A 21,732-nucleotide genomic window follows, 5' to 3' on the forward strand; every position below is an offset into this window, starting at 1 on the left:
AACTGGATCCGAAACTCTATTGCGTTCTATTCTTAGGATAAGCCCTCGACCGATTAGTATTGGTCAGCTCCATGCATTACTGCACTTCCACCCCCAACCTATCTACCTCGTCGTCTTCAAGGGGTCTTACATACTGGGAAATCTCATCTTGAGGGGGGCTTCACGCTTAGATGCTTTCAGCGCTTATCCCTTCCGTACATAGCTACCCAGCGGTGCTCCTGGCGGAACAACTGGTACACCAGCGGTACGTCCATCCCGGTCCTCTCGTACTAAGGACAGCTCCTCTCAAATTTCCTACGCCCACGACAGATAGGGACCGAACTGTCTCACGACGTTCTGAACCCAGCTCGCGTACCGCTTTAATGGGCGAACAGCCCAACCCTTGGGACCTACTTCAGCCCCAGGATGCGATGAGCCGACATCGAGGTGCCAAACCTCCCCGTCGATGTGGACTCTTGGGGGAGATAAGCCTGTTATCCCCAGGGTAGCTTTTATCCGTTGAGCGATGGCCCTTCCATGCGGTACCACCGGATCACTAAGCCCGACTTTCGTCCCTGCTCGACTTGTAGGTCTCGCAGTCAAGCTCCCTTCTGCCTTTGCACTCTTCGAATGATTTCCAACCATTCTGAGGGAACCTTGGGGCGCCTCCGTTACTCTTTAGGAGGCGACCGCCCCAGTCAAACTGCCCACCTGACACTGTCCTCGTACCGGATCACGGTACCAAGTTAGAACCTAGATACGATCAGGGTGGTATCCCAAGGATGCCTCCTCTCAAGCTGGCGCTCAAGTCTCTTAGGCTCCCACCTATCCTGTACAGATCGTACCCAAATTCAATATCAAGCTGCAGTAAAGCTCCATGGGGTCTTTCCGTCTTGTCGCGGGTAACCTGCATCTTCACAGGTATTAAAATTTCACCGGATCTCTCGTTGAGACAGCGCCCAAGTCGTTACGCCATTCGTGCGGGTCAGAATTTACCTGACAAGGAATTTCGCTACCTTAGGACCGTTATAGTTACGGCCGCCGTTTACTGGGGCTTCGGTTCATAGCTTCGCCCCGAAGGACTTACCACTCCCCTTAACCTTCCAGCACCGGGCAGGCGTCAGCCCGTATACTTCGCCTTGCGGCTTCGCACAGACCTGTGTTTTTGCTAAACAGTCGCTTGGGCCTTTTCACTGCGGCCCCCTCGGGCTATTCACCCTACCGAGGCACCCCTTCTCCCGAAGTTACGGGGTCATTTTGCCGAGTTCCTTAACGAGAGTTCTTCCGCGCGCCTTAGAATTCTCTTCTCGCCTACCTGTGTCGGTTTGCGGTACGGGCACCTTCTCCTGGCTAGAGGCTTTTCTTGGCAGTCTGAGATCATGACCTTCGCTACTACAATTTTCGCTCCCCATCACAGCCCAGCCTTACGATGTGCGGATTTGCCTACACATCAGCCTCACTGCTTAGACGGACATCCATCAGTCCGCGTCACTACCCTACTGCGTCACCCCATTGCTCATAACGGATTACGGTGGTACAGGAATTTCGACCTGTTGTCCTTCGACTACGCCTATCGGCCTCGCCTTAGGTCCCGACTTACCCTGAGCGGACGAACCTTCCTCAGGAACCCTTAGGCTTTCGGCGGATCTGATTCTCACAGATCTTTTCGTTACTCATACCGGCATTCTCACTTGAATGCAGTCCAGCGCTCCTTACGGTACACCTTCAACCCGCATTCAACGCTCCCCTACCCCTGATACCTAAGTATCAAGCCATAGCTTCGGTGGCGTGTTTAGCCCCGTTACATTTTCGGCGCAGAGTCACTCGACCAGTGAGCTATTACGCACTCTTTCAATGGTGGCTGCTTCTAAGCCAACATCCTGGTTGTCTGTGCAACTCCACATCCTTTCCCACTTAACACACACTTGGGGACCTTAGCTGATGGTCTGGGCTGTTTCCCTTTCGACAATGGATCTTAGCACTCACTGTCTGACTCCCGGAACTAAGTCTATGGCATTCGGAGTTTGACTGAGCTTGGTAACCCTTGCGGGCCCCGCACCCAATCAGTGCTCTACCTCCACGACTCTTATTCCGAGGCTAGCCCTAAAGCTATTTCGGGGAGAACCAGCTATCTCCGGGTTCGATTGGAATTTCTCCGCTACCCCCACCTCATCCCCGCATTTTTCAACATGCGTGGGTTCGGGCCTCCAGTGCGTGTTACCGCACCTTCACCCTGGACAGGGGTAGATCACCCGGTTTCGGGTCTACGTCCACGTACTAAGTCGCCCTATTCAGACTCGCTTTCGCTGCGGCTTCAGCTCTTCACCTTAACCTTGCACGGGAACGTAACTCGCCGGTTCATTCTACAAAAGGCACGCCATCACCCATAGATCGGGCTCTGACTTCTTGTAAGCACACGGTTTCAGGATCTATTTCACTCCCCTTCCGGGGTGCTTTTCACCTTTCCCTCACGGTACTGCTTCACTATCGGTCGCCAGGGAGTATTTAGCCTTGGCAGATGGTCCTGCCGGATTCATACGGGGTTTCACGTGCCCCGCACTACTCGGGATCCGTCTCGGAGGGAACAGGTTTTGAATTACAGGGCTTTTACCTTCTCTGGCGGGCCTTTCCAGACCTCTTCATCTAACCGGTTCCTTTGTAACTCCATGTGAGACGTCCCACAACCCCAAGGAGCAAGCTCCTTGGTTTGGGCTAATCCGCGTTCGCTCGCCGCTACTGACGGAATCACTATTGTTTTCTCTTCCTCAGGGTACTTAGATGTTTCAGTTCCCCTGGTATGCCTCTGTTCTGCCTATGTATTCAGCAGAAAGTGACTGTCGATGAAGACAGCCGGGTTTCCCCATTCGGACATCCCCGGATCAAAGCTTGCTTACAGCTCCCCGAGGCTTTATCGTTGTTCGCCACGTCCTTCGTCGGCTCCTGGCGCCTAGGCATCCTCCGTGTGCTCTTTGTAGCTTAACCTAGACTTTTCTTTCATAGAAAGAAAATGTCGATGTTCGATAAAGAGTGATTTTTGCCAAAGGCAAAATATCTTCCCTTACCTGCTACCTTTATTTCACTTGTTTACACAAGATCAGCGTAAAGGAATATTCTAAAACGCAATTTCGTTTCGGTATCCAGTTTTCAAGGTGCAATTTCATCCGGTTTTAATCCCGGAAGAAGATCATATCAAATTCAGAATCACTTGACTACAAGTATATTCTGGAAACGATACTTGAGAGTTTGAACTCTCAAAACTGAGCAACGAGTGAGTCGTTTTTGAAGCTTACGCTTCATATTTGAATGTTTCCGTTGCAGGAAACGATTCTCCATAGAAAGGAGGTGATCCAGCCGCACCTTCCGATACGGCTACCTTGTTACGACTTCACCCCAATCATCTACCCCACCTTCGGCGGCTGGCTCCCTTGCGGGTTACCCCACCGACTTCGGGTGTTGTAAACTCTCGTGGTGTGACGGGCGGTGTGTACAAGACCCGGGAACGTATTCACCGCGGCATGCTGATCCGCGATTACTAGCAATTCCGACTTCATGCAGGCGAGTTGCAGCCTGCAATCCGAACTGAGACCGGCTTTTCTAGGATTCGCTCCAGATCGCTCTTTCGCTTCCCGTTGTACCGGCCATTGTAGTACGTGTGTAGCCCAGGTCATAAGGGGCATGATGATTTGACGTCATCCCCACCTTCCTCCGGTTTGTCACCGGCAGTCTGCTTAGAGTGCCCAGCTTGACCTGCTGGCAACTAAGCATAAGGGTTGCGCTCGTTGCGGGACTTAACCCAACATCTCACGACACGAGCTGACGACAACCATGCACCACCTGTCTCCCCTGTCCCGAAGGAAAGGTCTATCTCTAGACCGATCAGGGGGATGTCAAGACCTGGTAAGGTTCTTCGCGTTGCTTCGAATTAAACCACATACTCCACTGCTTGTGCGGGTCCCCGTCAATTCCTTTGAGTTTCAGTCTTGCGACCGTACTCCCCAGGCGGAATGCTTAATGTGTTAACTTCGGCACCAAGGGTATCGAAACCCCTAACACCTAGCATTCATCGTTTACGGCGTGGACTACCAGGGTATCTAATCCTGTTTGCTCCCCACGCTTTCGCGCCTCAGCGTCAGTTACAGCCCAGAGAGTCGCCTTCGCCACTGGTGTTCCTCCACATATCTACGCATTTCACCGCTACACGTGGAATTCCACTCTCCTCTTCTGCACTCAAGCTCCCCAGTTTCCAGTGCGACCCGAAGTTGAGCCTCGGGATTAAACACCAGACTTAAAGAGCCGCCTGCGCGCGCTTTACGCCCAATAATTCCGGACAACGCTTGCCCCCTACGTATTACCGCGGCTGCTGGCACGTAGTTAGCCGGGGCTTTCTTCTCAGGTACCGTCACTCTTGTAGCAGTTACTCTACAAGACGTTCTTCCCTGGCAACAGAGCTTTACGATCCGAAAACCTTCATCACTCACGCGGCGTTGCTCCGTCAGGCTTTCGCCCATTGCGGAAGATTCCCTACTGCTGCCTCCCGTAGGAGTCTGGGCCGTGTCTCAGTCCCAGTGTGGCCGATCACCCTCTCAGGTCGGCTACGCATCGTCGCCTTGGTAGGCCTTTACCCCACCAACTAGCTAATGCGCCGCAGGCCCATCCATCAGTGACAGATTGCTCCGTCTTTCCTCCCCTCCCCATGCAGGGAAAGGATGTATCCGGTATTAGCTACCGTTTCCGGTAGTTATCCCAGTCTCATGGGCAGGTTGCCTACGTGTTACTCACCCGTCCGCCGCTAGGTTGTTTCAGAAGCAAGCTTCTAAAACAACCCCGCTCGACTTGCATGTATTAGGCACGCCGCCAGCGTTCGTCCTGAGCCAGGATCAAACTCTCCATTAAAGACCAACCGAAGCTGGTTTATAGAAAGAGCGATATGCTCATTTTGAAACTGACGAGATAAAATATCTCTTTTACACTCCGATTTCATACAACCTTACGGTATGCACCAAAATCTTCGTGGTTGATTTTGCGAACAAAATCATTTACTCACTCGTTGTTCAGTTTTCAAAGATCAAACCTACATATTGTCTTGCTTTTGCCTTACTTCGTTTCACCACCGCATCTCAGCGGCGACTTAAATAATATATCATGTTTTCTAAAGCTTTGCAACACTTTTTTTCAAGAGAATTTTTTGAACATTTTCATTCTGCTTTGTGTTGCTAACCATCTCAGAAAAGACAGCTATAAGAATATATCATATTATGCTTATGCTTTGCAACACCTTTTTTAAATTGGTTTCCTGTACCCAAATTCGCTTGCTGTTAATCGAAAAAAAGACCGTCATTCCGTTTCTGAGGAATAACAGTCTCTCTATTTTATCATTTCACTCTTTTAGGTTAATCATAGGCTGATTTCACCTTCATAAAGGTTATCTCTACTTTTAAATTCCCTTTTGTCAGTCCTTAATCCAGGGATTTCTGCGAGAGCGGGAACTGCGGGCCGAAGAATGGGAAGCTGCCGCTGCCGCCTTGCGGGACTTTTGATTTTTGGCAGTACCATTTTTACCCGAAACCTTGACTTTGGATGTCTCTTCTTTGGCCGTACTGTCCGAGGTGTCTTTTCCCTTGCCTTTACGCACGTTGCTATCTTTATGCTTGGCAGAAGCAGAATTAGCTTCGTTTTGAGTTCCGATATTCAGATTTTCCCCATCTCCCTGCGTTCCCGAGAATGCTGATACTGACTCCACATCCCCCTCCCGGCAGCCACAGTCAGGCAAAAACATATAAGGGGTGGTATATCCCTCTAAAGGATACACAGGTGCATTTTCATGGGTGAACGGATAATCCGGTAGATTCGCCGACTGTTGTCCTTGTAACTGGCTATAGTCGGATACATACCCGCCTGTAGGCAGACCGTGATGAGTGGGTCCCCATTCATACCCCCACTGACTACCTTGAACTGCACTCTCAGGATGCTGCGGGTAACCTTGATGGATAAATGGAGGATAGACAGGATAGGATGCATTCTCAGCCGCTTCATAGCTTGGATGATACTCCGGGGACGTACAGTCCGGATAAACAGGATATGGTGTCGGTTGGACATTTATAGGCGCTGTTTGTGCAGGTCCCCAACACCATGGGTGTTCACAGTCATGCTGATATTCCTGGTTAGGGGCTACGGAAGGAGACCATTGCTCTACAAAGGAAGTATTTACTGGAGCATTCTCCCATGGCTGGGCAGCTCCGATGCCCGGGTACCATGAGTTTGGTCCCATACTTGTTGGTGAGTTGTAATCATGCGTCGGCTGTTGTACTGACCATTGGGAATTGGTCGTTGATTCCGAGATCGTGCAACCGCAAAATTTTTCAGCTACAGGCTTTAGCTCAACATTTGCAGGCAACTGGGGCTTGGGCTGAACCGGTTGGTAAGCTGCAGGTTGAGGTGGAGCAGGATTTACAGATGCCACAGGCATAGGTACCTCGGGTAGCTTTAATTCGGGAAGCTTGGGAGGATTCACGGTTTCATTAGGCTGCGTCCACTGCTCGTTAGGCTTAGGCACGTTTTCCATATTCGGCTGAGTTAGTTGCTCTTTTGGTTGAGTGAGTTCTTCTTTTGGCTGGGTGAGTTGTTTGTTTGACGGCTCTGCTGGTGACTCGGGCTTTGGTTGCGTCATCTCTTGTTTGACTCCGGTATTTTTTTTGTCTGTAGCAGGACTGGATGATTCCCCTTTGTATTGAGGAATATTGACGGTTTCTCCAACCAGTAGAGCGTTCGGGTTTTTAAGTTGGGAATTGGCATCAATAATTAGCTTGAGCGGGACTCCCCATGCCTTGGATAACTTCCACAACGAATCACCCTGCTTGACTTTGTGCTGATAAACCGTTGATGGCTGTTCTTGCATCGCAACAGGGTCTGCCGGAATTTTTATTTTCTGGCCGATACTTAACTGATTCGGGTCAGCCAATTGGGGATTGGCCGCAATAACTTTTTCGAGTGACACATTATATTTCTGGGCAAGCAAGTACAGTGTGTCGCCTTTCTTGACGATGTGTATTTTCACAGGTCACAAACCTCCTAGACATTCGTTCGGGCAGGATGGGTAAACGCCCGGCTTCTGTTATTACATCCTATGCACTTCCCGGGCGAATGACCCCCTACAAACAAAAAAATCCTCTCAACTGAATTCCCTTACGGGCATCCAGTCAAAAGGATCCACTATTTTTAGTCCTGCCACACTTTATAGCCGTCTTGATCCACGATCTTGCGGAACTCGGCCAATAGCTCCAAAGTCACCGGACCCGCAACGCCGGAACCAATCGTACGACCATCTACTTCATAAGCAGCAATAACTTCTGCTGCAGTTCCCGTAAAAAACACCTCATCAGCGACATACACATCATGCAGCGTAAAAGGCTGTTCCTTGAGCGCATAACCAAGCTCGGCGCACAAGTCGATAATAGCATTGCGCGTGATACCCTCAAGCGCTCCCAGATAGCAAGGCGGCGTATACAACACTCCGTTTTTGACGATAAAAATATTGTCCGCGGAACCTTCCGTCACATATCCTTGAGAATTTAGCATAATAGCCTCGCCCACACCAGCATAGTTAGACTGGATCTTCACCAGGATGTTGTTGAGGTAATTCAACGATTTGATTTTCGGATTCAAGGCATCTGGAATGTTGCGACGCTGAGAGACGGAAATCGTCTTAAGCCCGGTCAGATAAGCTTCCTCGGGGTAGATGGCGAGTTGCTCCACGATAATGATAATACTTGCTTTCGGACAGCGAAGAGGATCAAGCCCAAGATTTCCAGCACCACGCGATACAACCAGACGAATGTATCCATTACGCATCTCGTTAAGACGGATCGTTTCCGCCATCGCTTCCAGCATTTCATCAGGAGACAGCGGAATATTTAACTGAATTGATTTTGCAGAATCGTACAGGCGGTCCAAGTGCTCTTTGCATTTAAAAATATTACCGTTGTAAATGCGAATGCCTTCAAATATCCCGTCCCCGTACAAAAAACCATGATCATATACCGAAACCTTTGCATTTTCCTTAGTTACATGCTGTCCATCTAGATAAATCCATTGCTCTGCCATTAAGAACTGCACCTCCCATTATTGTTCTTCTAAAATAGGTTCGATCGCTGCTTCAACATACTTGTAGCTTGGATAGGAACCAAGGATACGTACACGACATCCCAAAGCCTCAATCTCTGCAAATGCTGCGGGAAGCAGAACGGAATCCAGAGATTCCAAAATTTCAATGTAAAAATAGTAGTTCCCCAGTTGCTTTTTGGTCGGGCGCGATTCAATCCGTGACAGATTCAGCCTGCGCCACGCAAATGCAGATAATACCTGATGCAACGCCCCCGGAAAATCCTGCGGTGGTGTCACCAAAATACTGGTCCGTTGACCTTCAGGTGCACGCGGGAGACTGATAGGGTGATGGCCGATCAGGACAAAACGGGTAAAGTTATTATCGTGATCCGTCACCTTGCTGGCCAAAATATCCAATCCGTGCTTGGAAGCTGCAAGCTTGGTTCCCAAAGCAGTCCAGCCTTTGCCCGGGTTATGTTTAACAATTTCGACGGCTTCCGCCGTACTTCCTGCACTCTCCAGCTCAGCCTGAGCAGCCGTAGTCTGTATGAACTCCTTACACTGGGGAAGCGCCACGGGATGAGACATAATTTTGACCACTTTGCTAAAATCCAGCTCGCCCCGGTCATTGGTAAATTCACTGCGATATCCAATGAGGTTTTGAATAGAAGGGTACACCCATTCCGCCTGCATCTGAATGTCCACTTCATGTACAAGCCAATCCATATGCAGACTTACAGAGCCATCAATTGTATTCTCAATCGGAATTACACTGTAGTCAGCCTTCCCCTTGTCCACAGCCTGAAATACATCTGCTATATACTTATAAAACAGCAATTCATAGGGCGTATCCCCTATCAAATACCGAATCGCTTCATGGGAAACGGTCCCCTCCGGAAGAAGTGCAATTCGTTTCATATCGTAACTTCCCCTTTAATCATGTCCATAAAAGGAATCTCTTTCTCATCCGTATATACTTTAACGCCTTCGCTCTCTGGGCGCAATTTTAAAACAGATGCAGTGATTCCTTCCTTGCTCATCGTTTCGGTTAAATACTGTTCCAGTTCCGTTCTCCGGTTTTCTCGGCGATCCACCAATGCCAACAATGTCGGTCCAGCTCCGCTGAGAGCCACCCCCAAAGCACCGTAATGATGTGCATCCTGCAAAATCTCTGTCATACCCGGCACAAGAGCCGCCCGATAAGGCTGGTGAAGCCGATCCTGCATCGCCTCGGCGATCAAATCGGTTCGGCCTGATGCCAATGCCGCTACTAGCATCGAAGCATGGCTCACATTGTATACGGCATCTTTCAAGGATACATGCGCGGGTAGAACCTCTCTGGCCTTGGAGGTAGGCAATTGGAAATCCGGGATGACTACCAGAACCTCCAGATTTGCATCTGGTTCAAGCTGTAAATGCTTGGCATGTTCGCCATCCCACATCGCTGTAATAATGCCGCCAAACAAGGAGGCCCCCACATTGTCAGGATGCTTTTCAATAGCACTTGCCATGTCAAACAGCTTGGAGTCTGGCAGAGGTGAGCCGATCAGCGTATTTGCAGCCACAAGCGCACCCACAATGGCTGAAGCACTACTGCCTAAACCGCGGGTAAGTGGAATATCCGAATACATCGAAACATCCAGTTCAGGAACTGATACTCCAGCCTCCCGAAAAACCATTTGTGCTACTTTATAAATCAGATTCGTTTTATCCTGGGGAATACCGTTCATTTCATCCCCATATAAATGGAAAGCCGTCTGTCCGGACTCTTTCAATTCAATCCATGCATACAAGGACAACGCCATGCCCAGTGTATCAAAACCGGGGCCTAAATTGGCGGTACTTGCAGGCACACGCACTCTTGCAGTTTTCAAAACGGTCATACAGACAATTCCCCCTGCTTTTTTGAACTATCCCTCTACCCGATACACACTCTTGATGCGCCGAATGACATCCAGAGATTCAAAATGCTCCAGAACCTTTTTCATACTTGCCTTACTGGCCAAATGGGTTACGATAATAATTTCAGCATCTGGATTGACCTCATTTGGCTGCTGCACCACAGATGCCAGACTGACGTCGAATTCAGCAAATACCTGTGTGATCTGCGCCAATACTCCGGCCTTATCATCTACATGCAGAAGTACGAAGTTTTTGAAATACACGTCCTCGTCACTGCTGATTTTTTTAGGATTATAAGGTACGATGGCCTTAAGCCCATTCACGCCGAGCTTGAGGTTCTTCACTACAGTCACCAGATCGGCCACAACCGATGTAGCTGTTGGCATTTCTCCTGCACCCGCACCGTAGAACATGGTTTCACCCACGGCTTCACCGTGTACATAAACTGCGTTGAATACCCCGCTCACCGAGGCCAAAGGATGCTGCTTGCGTACCATCGTCGGCTGAACATTGATCGTAAATTCATCACCCTGACGCTCCGCAATGCCAAGCAGCTTCATTTCATAGCCCAGTGTTTTGGCAAAAGCGATATCTTCACTGGATACCTTTGTAATACCAGTAACACTTACGTCCTTAAGCTCTACATCCGAACGGAAGCCGAGCGTACCGAGGATAGCCATTTTACGGGCAGCATCCAGTCCCTCCACGTCTGAAGTCGGATCGGATTCCGCGTATCCAAGCTCCTGCGCTTCCTTGAGAACTTCCTCGTAAGAAGCCCCCTCCTGACTCATTTTGGTTAAAATGAAATTGGTTGTGCCGTTCACGATCCCCATAATGCGAGTAATGCGATCGGAGGAGAAGCCTTCAATCAAAGTACGAATAATCGGAATACCGCCCGCTACACTTGCTTCATAAAAAATATCACACTGCTTTTCCTGCGCCTTCGCCAGTACTTCAGAGCCGTGCAGAGCCATTAAGTCCTTGTTCGCTGTTACGATATGCTTGCCGCGCTCCAGCGCTTCCAGAATGTACTTCTTCGTCTGATCCACGCCACCCATGACTTCGATAATAACATCAATCTCTGGATCACGGATGACCTCCCACGGGTCCTCTGTAAGCTTGGCGGGATCGACTTCAATGAAACGATATTTCTCTATATTTTTAACAGCTATTTTTTCAATAATGATCGGCGAACCGACTTGTCTGCTCAAATCTTCCTGATTTCCTTCCACGATTCGAACGACTCCCGTTCCTACCGTTCCTAATCCTAACAATCCTACTTTGACCGGTTTCATCCATTCCCCTCCTGCTAACTTATATCTAATGAGCTTTATAGCTTTTAACCTTGCCCGATCAGGCGAACGCGCTTCACACCGGAGATGGTTTCCAGACCCTCCAGCAGAACCCCAAGCTCTTCACTAAGTCTGGACATTTCTACCGAAATGACTACGTTAGCTCTGCCTTGCAGCGGAATGCTCTGCTGGATCGTTAGCACATTGCCTCCGTAATCTGCCACCCTGCCAAGTACTCTGGACAGCATGCCGGATTGATGCTCCAAATCAATAGAGATATTGACAATTCGCTCACGCTCCAACTGGTTGACCAAATGAATGCCGTCCTTATATTTATAAAAGGCGCTTCGACTTAGCCCGACTTGCTCCACGGCGTCGTGCACGGTTTTAACATCTCCCGAAGCAAGCAGCAGCTTAACACGGATCGTCTTAACGATAGCTTCAGGCAAAATATCTTCCCGTACCAAGTAATAGCGCTCTTTCACGAACGTCCTCTCCTCAAAGACTTATGTTTTTATATAGAGGACATTATATCGAAACTCCTGACAATCGGCAAGCTTACGGTACAAAAAAACGGCTACTGCCGTCTATAGAGTTTCCTATAGCGTAGTAACCGTCCATACTTCAGACAAGTATTTCATTTTTAGTAATAGCTGCTGCCTTCCACGAATTCAAACTCGAAATCGGCAATGCGTACAGGCGTTCCATCAACAGCACCACGCTTGCGCAGCTCAGCATCCACACCCATGTGGCGCAATGTTCTTGCTAACTTTAAAATCGCATCGTGCGAATTCAGCTGCATACGCTTCATCATGCGCTCGATTTTGACACTATGCACCACGAATGTATCGTTTTCACGTACAATGGTGAAGCCTTCATCCTCTACCTTATCCAGCTTAAACACCTTACGTTCATTCACTTCCGCTACTTCCTCAACAACTGGCTCGTCCGGTATTTGATCCAACAGATCAGCAGCCCGATAAAGCAGTTCCTTTACGCCTTGGCGTGTCAACGAGGAAATGGGCATAATTTCGAGATCTGGACGAACAGAAGCGATTTGTTCCTTGAATTGAGCCAGATTTTCTTCCGATTCCGGCATATCCATTTTATTCGCCGCCACAATTTGTGGACGCTCGGCTAATGCCGCGTTATATTGCTTTAATTCGTCGTTGATTTTAGTCCAATCTTCAAACGGATCACGACCCTCGGAGCCCGCCATATCCACGACGTGAATAATGATACGTGTCCGTTCAATGTGCCGCAGGAATTCATGTCCCAGTCCTATGCCTTCATGAGCTCCTTCAATCAATCCAGGCAGATCGGCCATAACAAAGTTACGATGGTCGCCTACATCCACAACGCCCAAATTAGGCGTAATCGTAGTAAAATGGTAGGCACCAATCTTCGGTTTTGCGGAAGATACTACCGACAGCAATGTGGACTTCCCTACGCTAGGAAAACCAACCAGGCCTACGTCGGCCATTACTTTAAGCTCAAGGGTAATATAACGTTCCTGGCCCTCTCCGCCATTCTCAGCCAGCTCAGGTGCTGGATTGTTTGGTGTGGCAAAACGGATATTTCCGCGTCCGCCGCGTCCGCCTTTGGCCACGATAACCTGCTGACCATGACGTGTCATGTCTGCTACCACTTCACCGGTATCATCATCCATGATGACTGTACCCGGAGGTATGCGTACGATCATATGATCCGCATTGGCTCCATGCTGGCTCTTGTTGCGGCCTTTTTCTCCGCGTTTAGCTTTAAAATGCCGCTGGTACCGAAAATCCATCAAGGTACGCAAGCCTTCATCGACGCGGAAAATCACGTCTCCACCGTTACCTCCGTCACCGCCACCAGGACCGCCTTCAGGAACGTATTTCTCACGGCGAAACGCAATTAATCCGTCTCCACCGTCACCGCCTTTAACAAAAATTTTCGCTTTATCTACAAACATGGTTACACCTTCCTTATGTCTGACACTGCATCCGAATTTGAAGAATTTCACCCGTAGGAAGCTTCTCTGTTCGAATGCGTTCACTTCCGTGTCCGGATCTGACCTGCTTTAACAAATTCAAATCAGCAGGTACGTCACTGCCTTCAAACCGGACGATAACATCATTCTGATCCATACCGAAATAAAGTGTCAATCTGCGCACTTCTCCCCAGGACGACCGGCCCCCGCCATATTGATACGCACGTACCGTTTCTATGACGGCCGAGGCAAGCGACTCGCCGTCTTCGGGAGACATGACAGCGTCCAACTTTAAATGCTCCTCAACCTGAACCGACAACTGTAAATTTCCGGCGTTCACGCGAAAAGACTGCAAATAAAACACCAGCGAGGGAATACCCAGCTTGGATATTTTACTGTCCTCTGCTACGCGCCCTTTTATTGTTTCCACATAAGCAGCCGATTTATCATGCTTATTCATACGAATATAGCCATAAAGCACCTGCAAGTCATTCATCCAGTCATGCCGGTGATGATTGAGAGCTGCGATAGCTGTACGCTCCAAAGAACGCAAAGCAGCTTTCCGCTCAGCTTCAACCTGTCTCTGTATATGCCACATGCTAAAACAGGCGGCAATAACAAACCACACGGCTAATATGATAATCGTTAGTGCTGCAGGATAGAGCAGTGAAAAAACCAAAGGAATCAGAATGGAACCCAACGCCAGATGAGGCGCTCTTATCCGCTGGAACATAGCTTCTCTCCGTTCTGCGATAATTAAAATGGATTAATAAAGAACCTTAATCCAGTATAGCACAGACTGACTTTCCAGTTCATTACCATCATACAAAAAAGCCCCCGACAAAATTGCCGGAGGCTTTTCAGCGTGTCTAAGCCGCTATTAAGCTTCTACAGTAGCTGCTACTGGAGCAACGTCAATCGGGTAGATGCTCACCTTTTTGCGATCACGGCCCCAACGTTCGAACTTCACAACGCCGTCCACTTTCGCGAACAGAGTGTCGTCCTTACCGATGCCCACGTTCGTGCCCGGGTGAATTTTCGTTCCGCGTTGACGAACCAGGATGCTACCGCCGGTAACTGCTTGACCGTCAGCACGTTTCACGCCAAGACGTTTTGATTGACTGTCACGTCCGTTTTTTGTGGAACCAACACCTTTTTTCGATGCGAATAATTGAAGATCCAATGTCAATTTCAACATGATGTCTACCTCCTTCTTTGTTTATTTTCTATTTGAATATACTTACCGTATGATTCAGCAATGCTTGTCAGCATAATTACCATGGATTCCAGCAACAGTTGTACCTGTGCGTTCGCCTCATGATGAATTTCAGGGGGAAGATACGCGCTCAAAAAGCCGTTTTCCATTTCCGATTCCATATCAACGTTTGTAAGAGCTCCAATCGAATTGACCGTCCCTACAGTTACCGCTGATACGCCAGCACATACGATATCCTCGCCAGATTTGGCGTAATTCGCATGACCTTTAATGGAAAATCCCTGTATGCTGCCATCCTCCAATCGTGTAATACGCACGATAATCACTTATCGCACCCTCTTACGCTTGGATTTTTCCAATCGTCACTTTCGTGTACGGTTGACGATGACCTTGCTTCACATGGTAGTTCTTTTTAGGTTTGTATTTGTATACAATGACCTTTTGGCCTTGACCATGTTTCTCAACTGTAGCTGTTACAGTAGCTCCGGAAAGAAGCGGTGTACCTGTAGTCAAGCCATTGTCGCTAGATACTGCCAGAACACGGTTGAACGTTACAGTTTCACCATCGGTAGCTTCCAACTTCTCGATGAACAATACATCGCCCTCTTGAACTTTGTATTGCTTACCACCTGTTTCAATAATTGCGTACATTTGCTTGCACCTCCTTATGTCTCAGACTCGCCTAATCGCAGGTGACAACTTCCCTGGGGATGCTGTACTTCAGTACCTGATTGGAGCGGTTACAGCATGTGCAGCCAAACTTACGCATGACACATACTAAAAGATTGTATCATAAGCTTCGTCCACATTCAACCTCTAGTTTAAAATGATTTTGGAAACGCAGTGCCTTATAAAATCGTCTTTTCCTCTCGTACCTTTTTTCGAGTCATCTCCAGAAGTCCTAGCCGTGTCCATCCAACGACATATGATTTGGTTCGGTCTTTTTTCAGCCTAGACTCCAGCACAGAGGACACTTCACGTCGGTTCTTCTCTTGTTCCATGTCAATAAAATCAATGATGATAATGCCCCCGATATCACGCACACGCACCAGTCGGGCAATCTCTTCAGCCGCTTCGATGTTAGTCCGGGTCACCGTCTCTTCCAGATTGCTGCCCCCCGTAAATTTCCCTGTGTTCACATCAATGACGGTTAGTGCCTCAGTATGGTCAATGACGATATATCCGCCGCCCTGGAGCCATACTTTTCGCGCAAAATCACGTTCCAGTTGCTCATGAATGCCATAGGCTTTAAATATGGTCTCTTCTGCACCACGAAATATGCTCACATGAGCTTTCTCCGGACTAATCTGACGTAGTAATATTTCCGCTTCTTTTGCCTGTTCCTCACTGTCAATAATCAGCTCATCCTGTTCCGGTGTGAACACATCCCGAATCAGACGCTGGACGATGCTCAAATCCCGGTGCAGCTCACATGGAGCTGAGTGTTCAGCAGCTTTACGCTGGATGACTTCCCATTGCTGACGCAACTGGTTCAGGTCATTTTCAATCGCTTCTCTGCTCATTTCCTCCGAAACTGTACGGATAATGACTCCTTCTTCACCTGTTCGAAGCTGCTCTCCCATCACTTTCAGACGAGCCCGTTCTCCCTCACGCTCGATCTTTTTGGATACAGCCACATAATCGGCGCGAGGCATGTATACGATCCAGCGACCTGGAAGTGAAAAATGAGTGGTTACTCTGGCCCCTTTGCTACCCACGGCCTCTTTCAACACCTGCACTACAATTTCCTGTCCCACCTTCAACAGCTCGGAAATGGAGGGCTTCACCTCAGGTTGCTTGTCCAAATGGGCGTGGAGTACGTCATCCACATATAAAAAGGCATTCTTTCGCTGTCCAATGTCAACAAAGGCGGCTTGCATTCCCGGCAGTACATTGACGACTCTGGCTTTGAAAAAGGAACCAAGAATTCCCCGCTTTCGCGGCAATTCAGCTGCATATTCTACCAATTGTCCCTCTTCCAGCAGTGCCATTTGGGTCATCTGCTGCTGGCATTGTACAATCATTTGCTTCATGGTTTTTCAACCTCTCTGGATACAGCCTCTTTCCTCAACTCATAAAAAGCTACTTCTCTATTTAGGTTTGGATTTTCCTCCATCCGGCGGGCGCGCTGCAAAATAAGAGCGAATAAGGCGTTGCTCTGGCAATACCGCTACAATCCGTCCCTGCTCATTCATGACATAAACCATATGATATCGGTCCCTTTTGAAAAGACGCAAAACAGGCTCCAAATGTTTCATAGGAAAAGATACAATTGGCAAGGCAATACTTCCCTTAGCCGCCTCGCGGTAAAAGAGCTCGTCCCTACCCAGCAAAAAACGTATAAAACGATAAGGGATATTCCGATAATCCACAATATTAGAATAAAGCAAAAAAATCCCTACCGCCAGCAGATTTAAATGCACAGGTCCATTTTGCCTTAATAACGGCGAAATACCATAGATACAAAATAGCAGGCTGGTCACGATGCTGGCTCGAAAAGTCCAAACTAGAGTACGGTGATATGGGATGGATAAGCTCATCAGCGCCTGCATTATTTTTCCGCCGTCCAGTGGTAAAATCGGGAGCAGATTGAACAGTGCAATGACGGCATTTCCCTGAATCATATAATTTATATATTCATGCTCCCCCCCGCTCACATTTCTGAGCAATAGAAGGATGACAATCATAATTCCGTTTTGCAGAGGGCCAGCCAGCGCAATGACAATCTCCTTCCACGCGTTGAGCTTTCCCTGATCGTCAATGACGGCCACTCCTCCAAAGGGTAGCATCTGTATGGTCAGCACCCGCGCCCCAAACAACGTGGCTGCTGTTGCATGCCCCAGTTCATGAATGAACACCAGCGTAAACAAAGTCATGATCTCGATAAAATGTCCTGTCAACACAGAGGTTAGCATCACCAGTACGAACAGTGGATGCAGAGACAAAGTCACGCCCCCGACATTAATCAAGGGCCACCACTTCCGCCGGATCAATATACTGATTTCCTCTCTGCACGGCAAAAAACATAGTCGCCGTCTCACTGCCACTATGGCCTGCTGGTAGCACACCGACCTCGTCCCCCTCCTGGACCCAATCGTTCACCTTTAAGGTAGAGCGGGATAGACGTCCGTACGTTACCGTGATACCGCCAGTGTGACGAATCGTAATTGTAATTCCACTTTCCGGGTGATTGAATATGTCCAGCACACGTCCCGCATCTATACTTTTGACAGCGATTGCCCCATTACCAGTAGCTTTGGGTGCAATTTCCACTCCTTTGAGGCTAAGCGCAAATGGCTGTGTTATATTCCCTTGAATTGGCGGAGAGCCCTTGCGGACTGCGTTCACCTTGTGTGTTTCAGGCTCCTCTCCGAAGATCGGTAAAAAGGATGGGGTCCCATCAAAATAAGTTTCATACCATCGTCCGGCGGCTGCAAAATTCATATCCTTATTTAAGGCATCCGCGATAAACATTCTCAAATTGACCGCATAGGGAACATCCCAGCGAAATAATCCCCACACCAATCCAAACAGCACAGTAGCAAACACAGACCTGCGCCACAAAGAAACCCAAAAAGACGGACGCCGGTTCTCCCCAAAAGATTGTTGCCAGCGTTGTCGTTCATTTTTCCATTCGGTTTCCGGGTCTCTGGACCGGATCGTACTGACTGCTGGCATCGGCTTCATTTCCCTGTTCCCGTTCCTGTCCTGATGTATCCCTGAGGAATATTCTTCAGCTTTGTTTCTCGCGATCAGCTGCTGTATGCGTTCTTCTCTGCGCTGCTTGATTCCGGAGTTTTTATTCATCCTGTTTCAGCCCCCCAGCGAGGTATGTTTGGTACATCTTATGAGGACGGGCTTCAACTTATGTTGTCCGGTTCGGGATTACGTATCTGAAAATGAAAAAAACCGGCGCAAGCGCACCGGATGGTCTGTATATATGACGGTTATTTAGTGAGTCTGAAATTAAGATTCAGGATTTATAGAAGTTTAAAAAGACAAACCAAAAACACTTAAATAAGTCCACTAATTATTTAAGTGCTCGTAATTAAGATGAAAGAACTAAGAAGTTTTAAAAAAAGCCTGCAATTCTTCGTACGTATCTTTCCTCTACATCCATTCTCTTACTTAAAAGCAGCTTAGGAATTTTGCGCAGGCAGTAGCGAAGCGGATGATTTGAATCTGAAGAAGCGAAGCGTTCGCCTTTGCCATGGGATTCTTACCACTAAATGTTTTACAAATAAAAGAATCCCGTGGCAACAGCGATCGTAAGATCAAATCAGCCGCGAAGCGTCTCCCAGCCATAACTCACTGTTTTCTTCATCCACCCATACCAAAAAATTTCTTAAACCGTGTCATTACACTTTTCTTCTGATCCAGTTGCATGAGTGGCACTGTATCCCCCAGAATCCGTCTAGCAATGTTACGGTAGGCAATCGCTGCCTGTGAATCCGGATTCATGACGGTAGGCTCTCCTGTATTGGCTGCCTTGATTACCATTTCATCGTCCGGCACAATCCCGATAAGGTCTATGCTAAGCACTTGTAAAATGCCGTCAATATCCAGCATATCCCCGGATTTGACCATACTGTTACGGATACGATTAACCACCAGTTTTGGTGAAGTCACATGCGAGTTTTCCAGCAATCCGATAACCCGGTCAGCATCACGTACAGCAGCATTTTCCGGTGTCGTTACGACAATCGCCTGATCCGCTCCAGCAATAGCATTTTTGAAGCCCTGCTCAATACCCGCAGGACAATCAATCAATATATATTCAAAATCCTTTTTAAGCTCCAAAATAATATCCTTAACCTGCTCCGGCGTTACGGCACTCTTGTCCTTGGTTTGAGCAGCAGGCAGCATATACAGCTCCTCAAAGCGCTTATCCTTGACCAAAGCCTGATTTAAACGGCAACGACCTTCCGCTACATCGACCAGATCATAGATAATTCGGTTTTCCAAACCCATAACAACATCCAGATTACGCAAGCCGATATCCGTATCCACTAAGCACACCTTTTTGCCGAGCAGTGCCAGCGCTGTTCCTATATTGGCTGACGTCGTCGTTTTGCCGACGCCGCCTTTTCCTGAAGTGACGACGATAGCCTCTCCCATGTGCTACACCCCTTTGAACACGTTAAAATCGCGGCCCAGACGCACAATATTACTCATTTTATCTATTTGCATGGCGCCGTCCTTGAGATACGCAAATTCCATTCCGGATTCACGCGTCTCCCATTCATCGGGCGGACGACTGATCATTTCGGAAATTCGCAGCTGTGTTGGTGCAAAATAGGAGGCCGCGATAATTGCCTCGCCATTTCCCTCCATCCCCGCATGCGCCATACCCCGCAGAGCACCGAGCACGTAGATATCACCAGTACACGTTATAATTCCACCGGGGTTCACATCTCCCAAAAAGAGTAAATTCCCGTTATGATGAAGCACCTGGCCTGAACGGATAATCCCCGTCACAGTGTGAATGGGAGCTTTTCCCTGCACCTCCGAAGGCAGTCCGGGCGATTCGACGGACCGTATCAGCAGATTCCCCTTCTGTCTCAAAATATCCAGAATACTTTCCTTTTGTTCCTCCGTCACTTCCCGGCTTCCCAGCTTAATATCCACATGAATAATCGGTCCGGTTAAAATATTTTGATGACTGTGCTCCAGCTTGAAACGCAGCTCGCCCAGCAAATCCTCAAACTCACATTGATCGTCCAGAAGGAATACCAGGCCGTCTTTGATGCCTTTAATCGTGACATGATTCGATTTCACCGCCATTAGCCTGTCCCTCCTATCTCAATCATTTCGTCCCCGGAACGTGAAATCCCTGCTAACCCGGACAAAATGTGTGTAAAAAGACCTAGACTTTCTCTTCCTTTTTCACACGAATACCCAAACGCTGCAATTGCTTGCGAACGGGGACATAAATGATGAGGGCGAACAGAAAATGGATAAATAAATCAGGGATCATATATTGAGCCAACGCCCAGTCGAAAGTCTGATGGTTCAGCTGGAACAGATGATCAATGGCAAAAAGCATCGAATCCAGCAGAAAACTTCCGATCAGCACAGCTCCCATCATAATAGGCATGGGCGCACGTTGAGCTGTAAATACCAGCCCCAGCAAATAAGCCGACAATCCCATTGCAAAAGAGTAAGGTCCGATAATAAACCCGTAATACACAGCGTCATGAATAAGTCCAAAAACAATACCAAGTACCAATGACGTATGGCGACTATAATACACGGATACAAACAAAATGACGACATACACGAGATTCGGAACCATTCTTGGATGCCAACTATCCGGAAGAAGCCACGGAAGAATCGTTCCTTCAGCTATAAACAGTACAAACAGCAGCAGTATTAGAACCTGACCGCGTATCCTCATTATTCCGGTACCTCAGGAGTGTAAAGAACGAGCAATTCTTTCCAATCCACGAAGCTGGCTGCGGGTTTGATAATCGCTGTACGTGTTTGTCCGAACTCGCCAACCTGGATTTTTTCTACCGTACCGATCAACAGATTTTTACGGAACTTCCCGCCTGCTCCGGACGTAATGATCTGATCACCTTTTGCGATTGGATCATTTTCCTCAATGCGAGTCATTTGAAATCTGTTCGTAGCCGGATCATAGCTTTCAATCATACCGAACGAATTATTTTCCTTGCCCAGTGCTGTCGCTGCGATAGCATATGAATTTGGATTTTTAGGGTCTAATGTAGTCAATAGCGTAACCGTAGAAGTGAAGTTCGCTGTACGACTAATAACCCCTACAAACCCTTCAAGTGATCTGACTTCCTGACCAACCTTGGCCCCGTCCTTTTCACCAATATCAATGACAAGCGTTTTGGAATCATTACTGACGCTATTTACCTGTGCAATACGATAATCATATTGATTTTTGGACTTTTGCGTTTGGGTGAATTTCAGTTCTTGCTCAAGTCTGGCGTTTGTCTCTTTCAAGTTAGAAGTCTGAATCTGCTCGGCTGTTAACTGCGCTACGGCAATTTTCAACCGTTCATTTTCACTATAAATGCTCCGCATATTCCCGATATCTTCAAAGAAGCCCGCTATTGCTGAAGCGGGCCTGTAGAAGATACCTTGCACAAAGCCAATTGAATCTCTGGCGAACTTTTCCGGCCAGGTTAAGGAATTTCTCTGTCCAAGTGTGATCCCCATAAGGGCAATAAACAGAACGATTCCGATCAATAGAATAAATAGTCTTTTATTGCCAAACAGCTTAAACAGTTCCTACACCCCCG

At 48.1% G+C, this 21,732-nt stretch carries 18 protein-coding genes, 2 rRNA genes and 1 other annotated feature; all 20 genes read right to left on the reverse strand.

Annotation, left to right across the window (positions count from 1 at the left end):
* Window positions 1–33 precede the first annotated feature (33 nt).
* The 20 genes from AC0WRU_RS18660 to mreC all read right to left on the reverse strand — a co-directional run bounded on the left by AC0WRU_RS18660 (window position 34) and on the right by mreC (window position 21,685).
* Window positions 34–2,961: ribosomal RNA gene (locus AC0WRU_RS18660) — 23S ribosomal RNA — on the reverse strand.
* A gap of 353 nt (window positions 2,962–3,314) precedes the next feature.
* Window positions 3,315–4,872 (reverse strand): 16S ribosomal RNA (locus tag AC0WRU_RS18665).
* Together the 16S and 23S rRNA genes form the textbook arrangement of a ribosomal RNA operon.
* 556 nt (window positions 4,873–5,428) lie before the next feature.
* Entirely contained in the window at window positions 5,429–7,033 is a 1,605-nt protein-coding gene (locus AC0WRU_RS18670) for a LysM peptidoglycan-binding domain-containing protein (protein ID WP_476125891.1), read from the reverse strand.
* A 161-nt stretch (window positions 7,034–7,194) separates the two neighbouring features.
* The gene (gene ilvE, locus AC0WRU_RS18675; protein ID WP_149094823.1) at window positions 7,195–8,079 is read right to left on the reverse strand and encodes a branched-chain-amino-acid transaminase; all 885 of its coding nucleotides are present in this window, start codon (window positions 8,077–8,079) and stop codon (window positions 7,195–7,197) included.
* Between the two features lie 18 nt (window positions 8,080–8,097).
* On the reverse strand, window positions 8,098–8,997 hold the full coding sequence (gene pheA, locus AC0WRU_RS18680) for a prephenate dehydratase (protein WP_476125892.1): 900 nt from the start codon (window positions 8,995–8,997) through the stop codon (window positions 8,098–8,100).
* Window positions 8,994–9,962 (reverse strand): homoserine kinase, encoded by a 969-nt coding sequence (gene thrB / locus AC0WRU_RS18685; RefSeq protein WP_476125893.1) that lies wholly within the window; start codon window positions 9,960–9,962, stop codon window positions 8,994–8,996. Before thrB ends, pheA begins: the two co-directional genes overlap by 4 nt.
* Before the next feature lie 27 nt (window positions 9,963–9,989).
* Complete coding sequence (locus AC0WRU_RS18690) at window positions 9,990–11,276, reverse strand: homoserine dehydrogenase (RefSeq protein WP_476125894.1); 1,287 nt, start codon at window positions 11,274–11,276, stop codon at window positions 9,990–9,992.
* A gap of 44 nt (window positions 11,277–11,320) precedes the next feature.
* The gene (locus tag AC0WRU_RS18695; RefSeq protein WP_025682918.1) at window positions 11,321–11,758 is read right to left on the reverse strand and encodes an ACT domain-containing protein; all 438 of its coding nucleotides are present in this window, start codon (window positions 11,756–11,758) and stop codon (window positions 11,321–11,323) included.
* Window positions 11,759–11,916: 158 nt separating this feature from the next.
* Window positions 11,917–13,227, reverse strand: a complete 1,311-nt coding sequence (gene obgE, locus AC0WRU_RS18700) for a GTPase ObgE (protein WP_025682919.1) — start codon at window positions 13,225–13,227, stop codon at window positions 11,917–11,919.
* Window positions 13,228–13,240: 13 nt separating this feature from the next.
* Entirely contained in the window at window positions 13,241–13,978 is a 738-nt protein-coding gene (locus AC0WRU_RS18705; RefSeq protein ID WP_476125895.1) for a Spo0B domain-containing protein, read from the reverse strand.
* A 147-nt stretch (window positions 13,979–14,125) separates the two neighbouring features.
* Window positions 14,126–14,443, reverse strand: a complete 318-nt coding sequence (gene rpmA, locus AC0WRU_RS18710) for a 50S ribosomal protein L27 (RefSeq protein ID WP_014277581.1) — start codon at window positions 14,441–14,443, stop codon at window positions 14,126–14,128.
* Window positions 14,444–14,448: 5 nt separating this feature from the next.
* Entirely contained in the window at window positions 14,449–14,787 is a 339-nt protein-coding gene (locus tag AC0WRU_RS18715; protein ID WP_025682922.1) for a ribosomal-processing cysteine protease Prp, read from the reverse strand.
* A gap of 13 nt (window positions 14,788–14,800) precedes the next feature.
* Complete coding sequence (gene rplU / locus AC0WRU_RS18720) at window positions 14,801–15,112, reverse strand: 50S ribosomal protein L21 (RefSeq protein WP_014277583.1); 312 nt, start codon at window positions 15,110–15,112, stop codon at window positions 14,801–14,803.
* Window positions 15,113–15,125: 13 nt separating this feature from the next.
* Window positions 15,126–15,213: a sequence feature (ribosomal protein L21 leader region), on the reverse strand.
* 96 nt (window positions 15,214–15,309) lie between these two features.
* A complete protein-coding gene (locus tag AC0WRU_RS18725) occupies window positions 15,310–16,494 on the reverse strand; it encodes an Rne/Rng family ribonuclease (RefSeq protein WP_476125896.1) in 1,185 nt (394 codons plus the stop codon).
* A 57-nt stretch (window positions 16,495–16,551) separates the two neighbouring features.
* Complete coding sequence (locus AC0WRU_RS18730; protein ID WP_476125897.1) at window positions 16,552–17,430, reverse strand: M50 family metallopeptidase; 879 nt, start codon at window positions 17,428–17,430, stop codon at window positions 16,552–16,554.
* Window positions 17,423–18,268 (reverse strand): peptidoglycan DD-metalloendopeptidase family protein, encoded by an 846-nt coding sequence (locus tag AC0WRU_RS18735; RefSeq protein WP_476125898.1) that lies wholly within the window; start codon window positions 18,266–18,268, stop codon window positions 17,423–17,425. The genes AC0WRU_RS18730 and AC0WRU_RS18735 overlap by 8 nt, the downstream gene beginning before the upstream one ends.
* A 513-nt stretch (window positions 18,269–18,781) precedes the next feature.
* A complete protein-coding gene (gene minD, locus AC0WRU_RS18740) occupies window positions 18,782–19,579 on the reverse strand; it encodes a septum site-determining protein MinD (protein WP_476125899.1) in 798 nt (265 codons plus the stop codon).
* A 3-nt stretch (window positions 19,580–19,582) separates the two neighbouring features.
* On the reverse strand, window positions 19,583–20,245 hold the full coding sequence (minC, locus tag AC0WRU_RS18745; RefSeq protein WP_134913039.1) for a septum site-determining protein MinC: 663 nt from the start codon (window positions 20,243–20,245) through the stop codon (window positions 19,583–19,585).
* A gap of 82 nt (window positions 20,246–20,327) precedes the next feature.
* Window positions 20,328–20,858: a rod shape-determining protein MreD gene (gene mreD / locus AC0WRU_RS18750; RefSeq protein WP_476125900.1), complete on the reverse strand. Its 531-nt coding sequence runs from the start codon at window positions 20,856–20,858 to the stop codon at window positions 20,328–20,330.
* Window positions 20,858–21,685 (reverse strand): rod shape-determining protein MreC, encoded by an 828-nt coding sequence (gene mreC / locus AC0WRU_RS18755; protein WP_327204664.1) that lies wholly within the window; start codon window positions 21,683–21,685, stop codon window positions 20,858–20,860. The genes mreD and mreC overlap by 1 nt, the downstream gene beginning before the upstream one ends.
* Window positions 21,686–21,732 lie beyond the last annotated feature (47 nt).

Source organism: Paenibacillus sp. 1-8 (assembly GCF_056316205.1).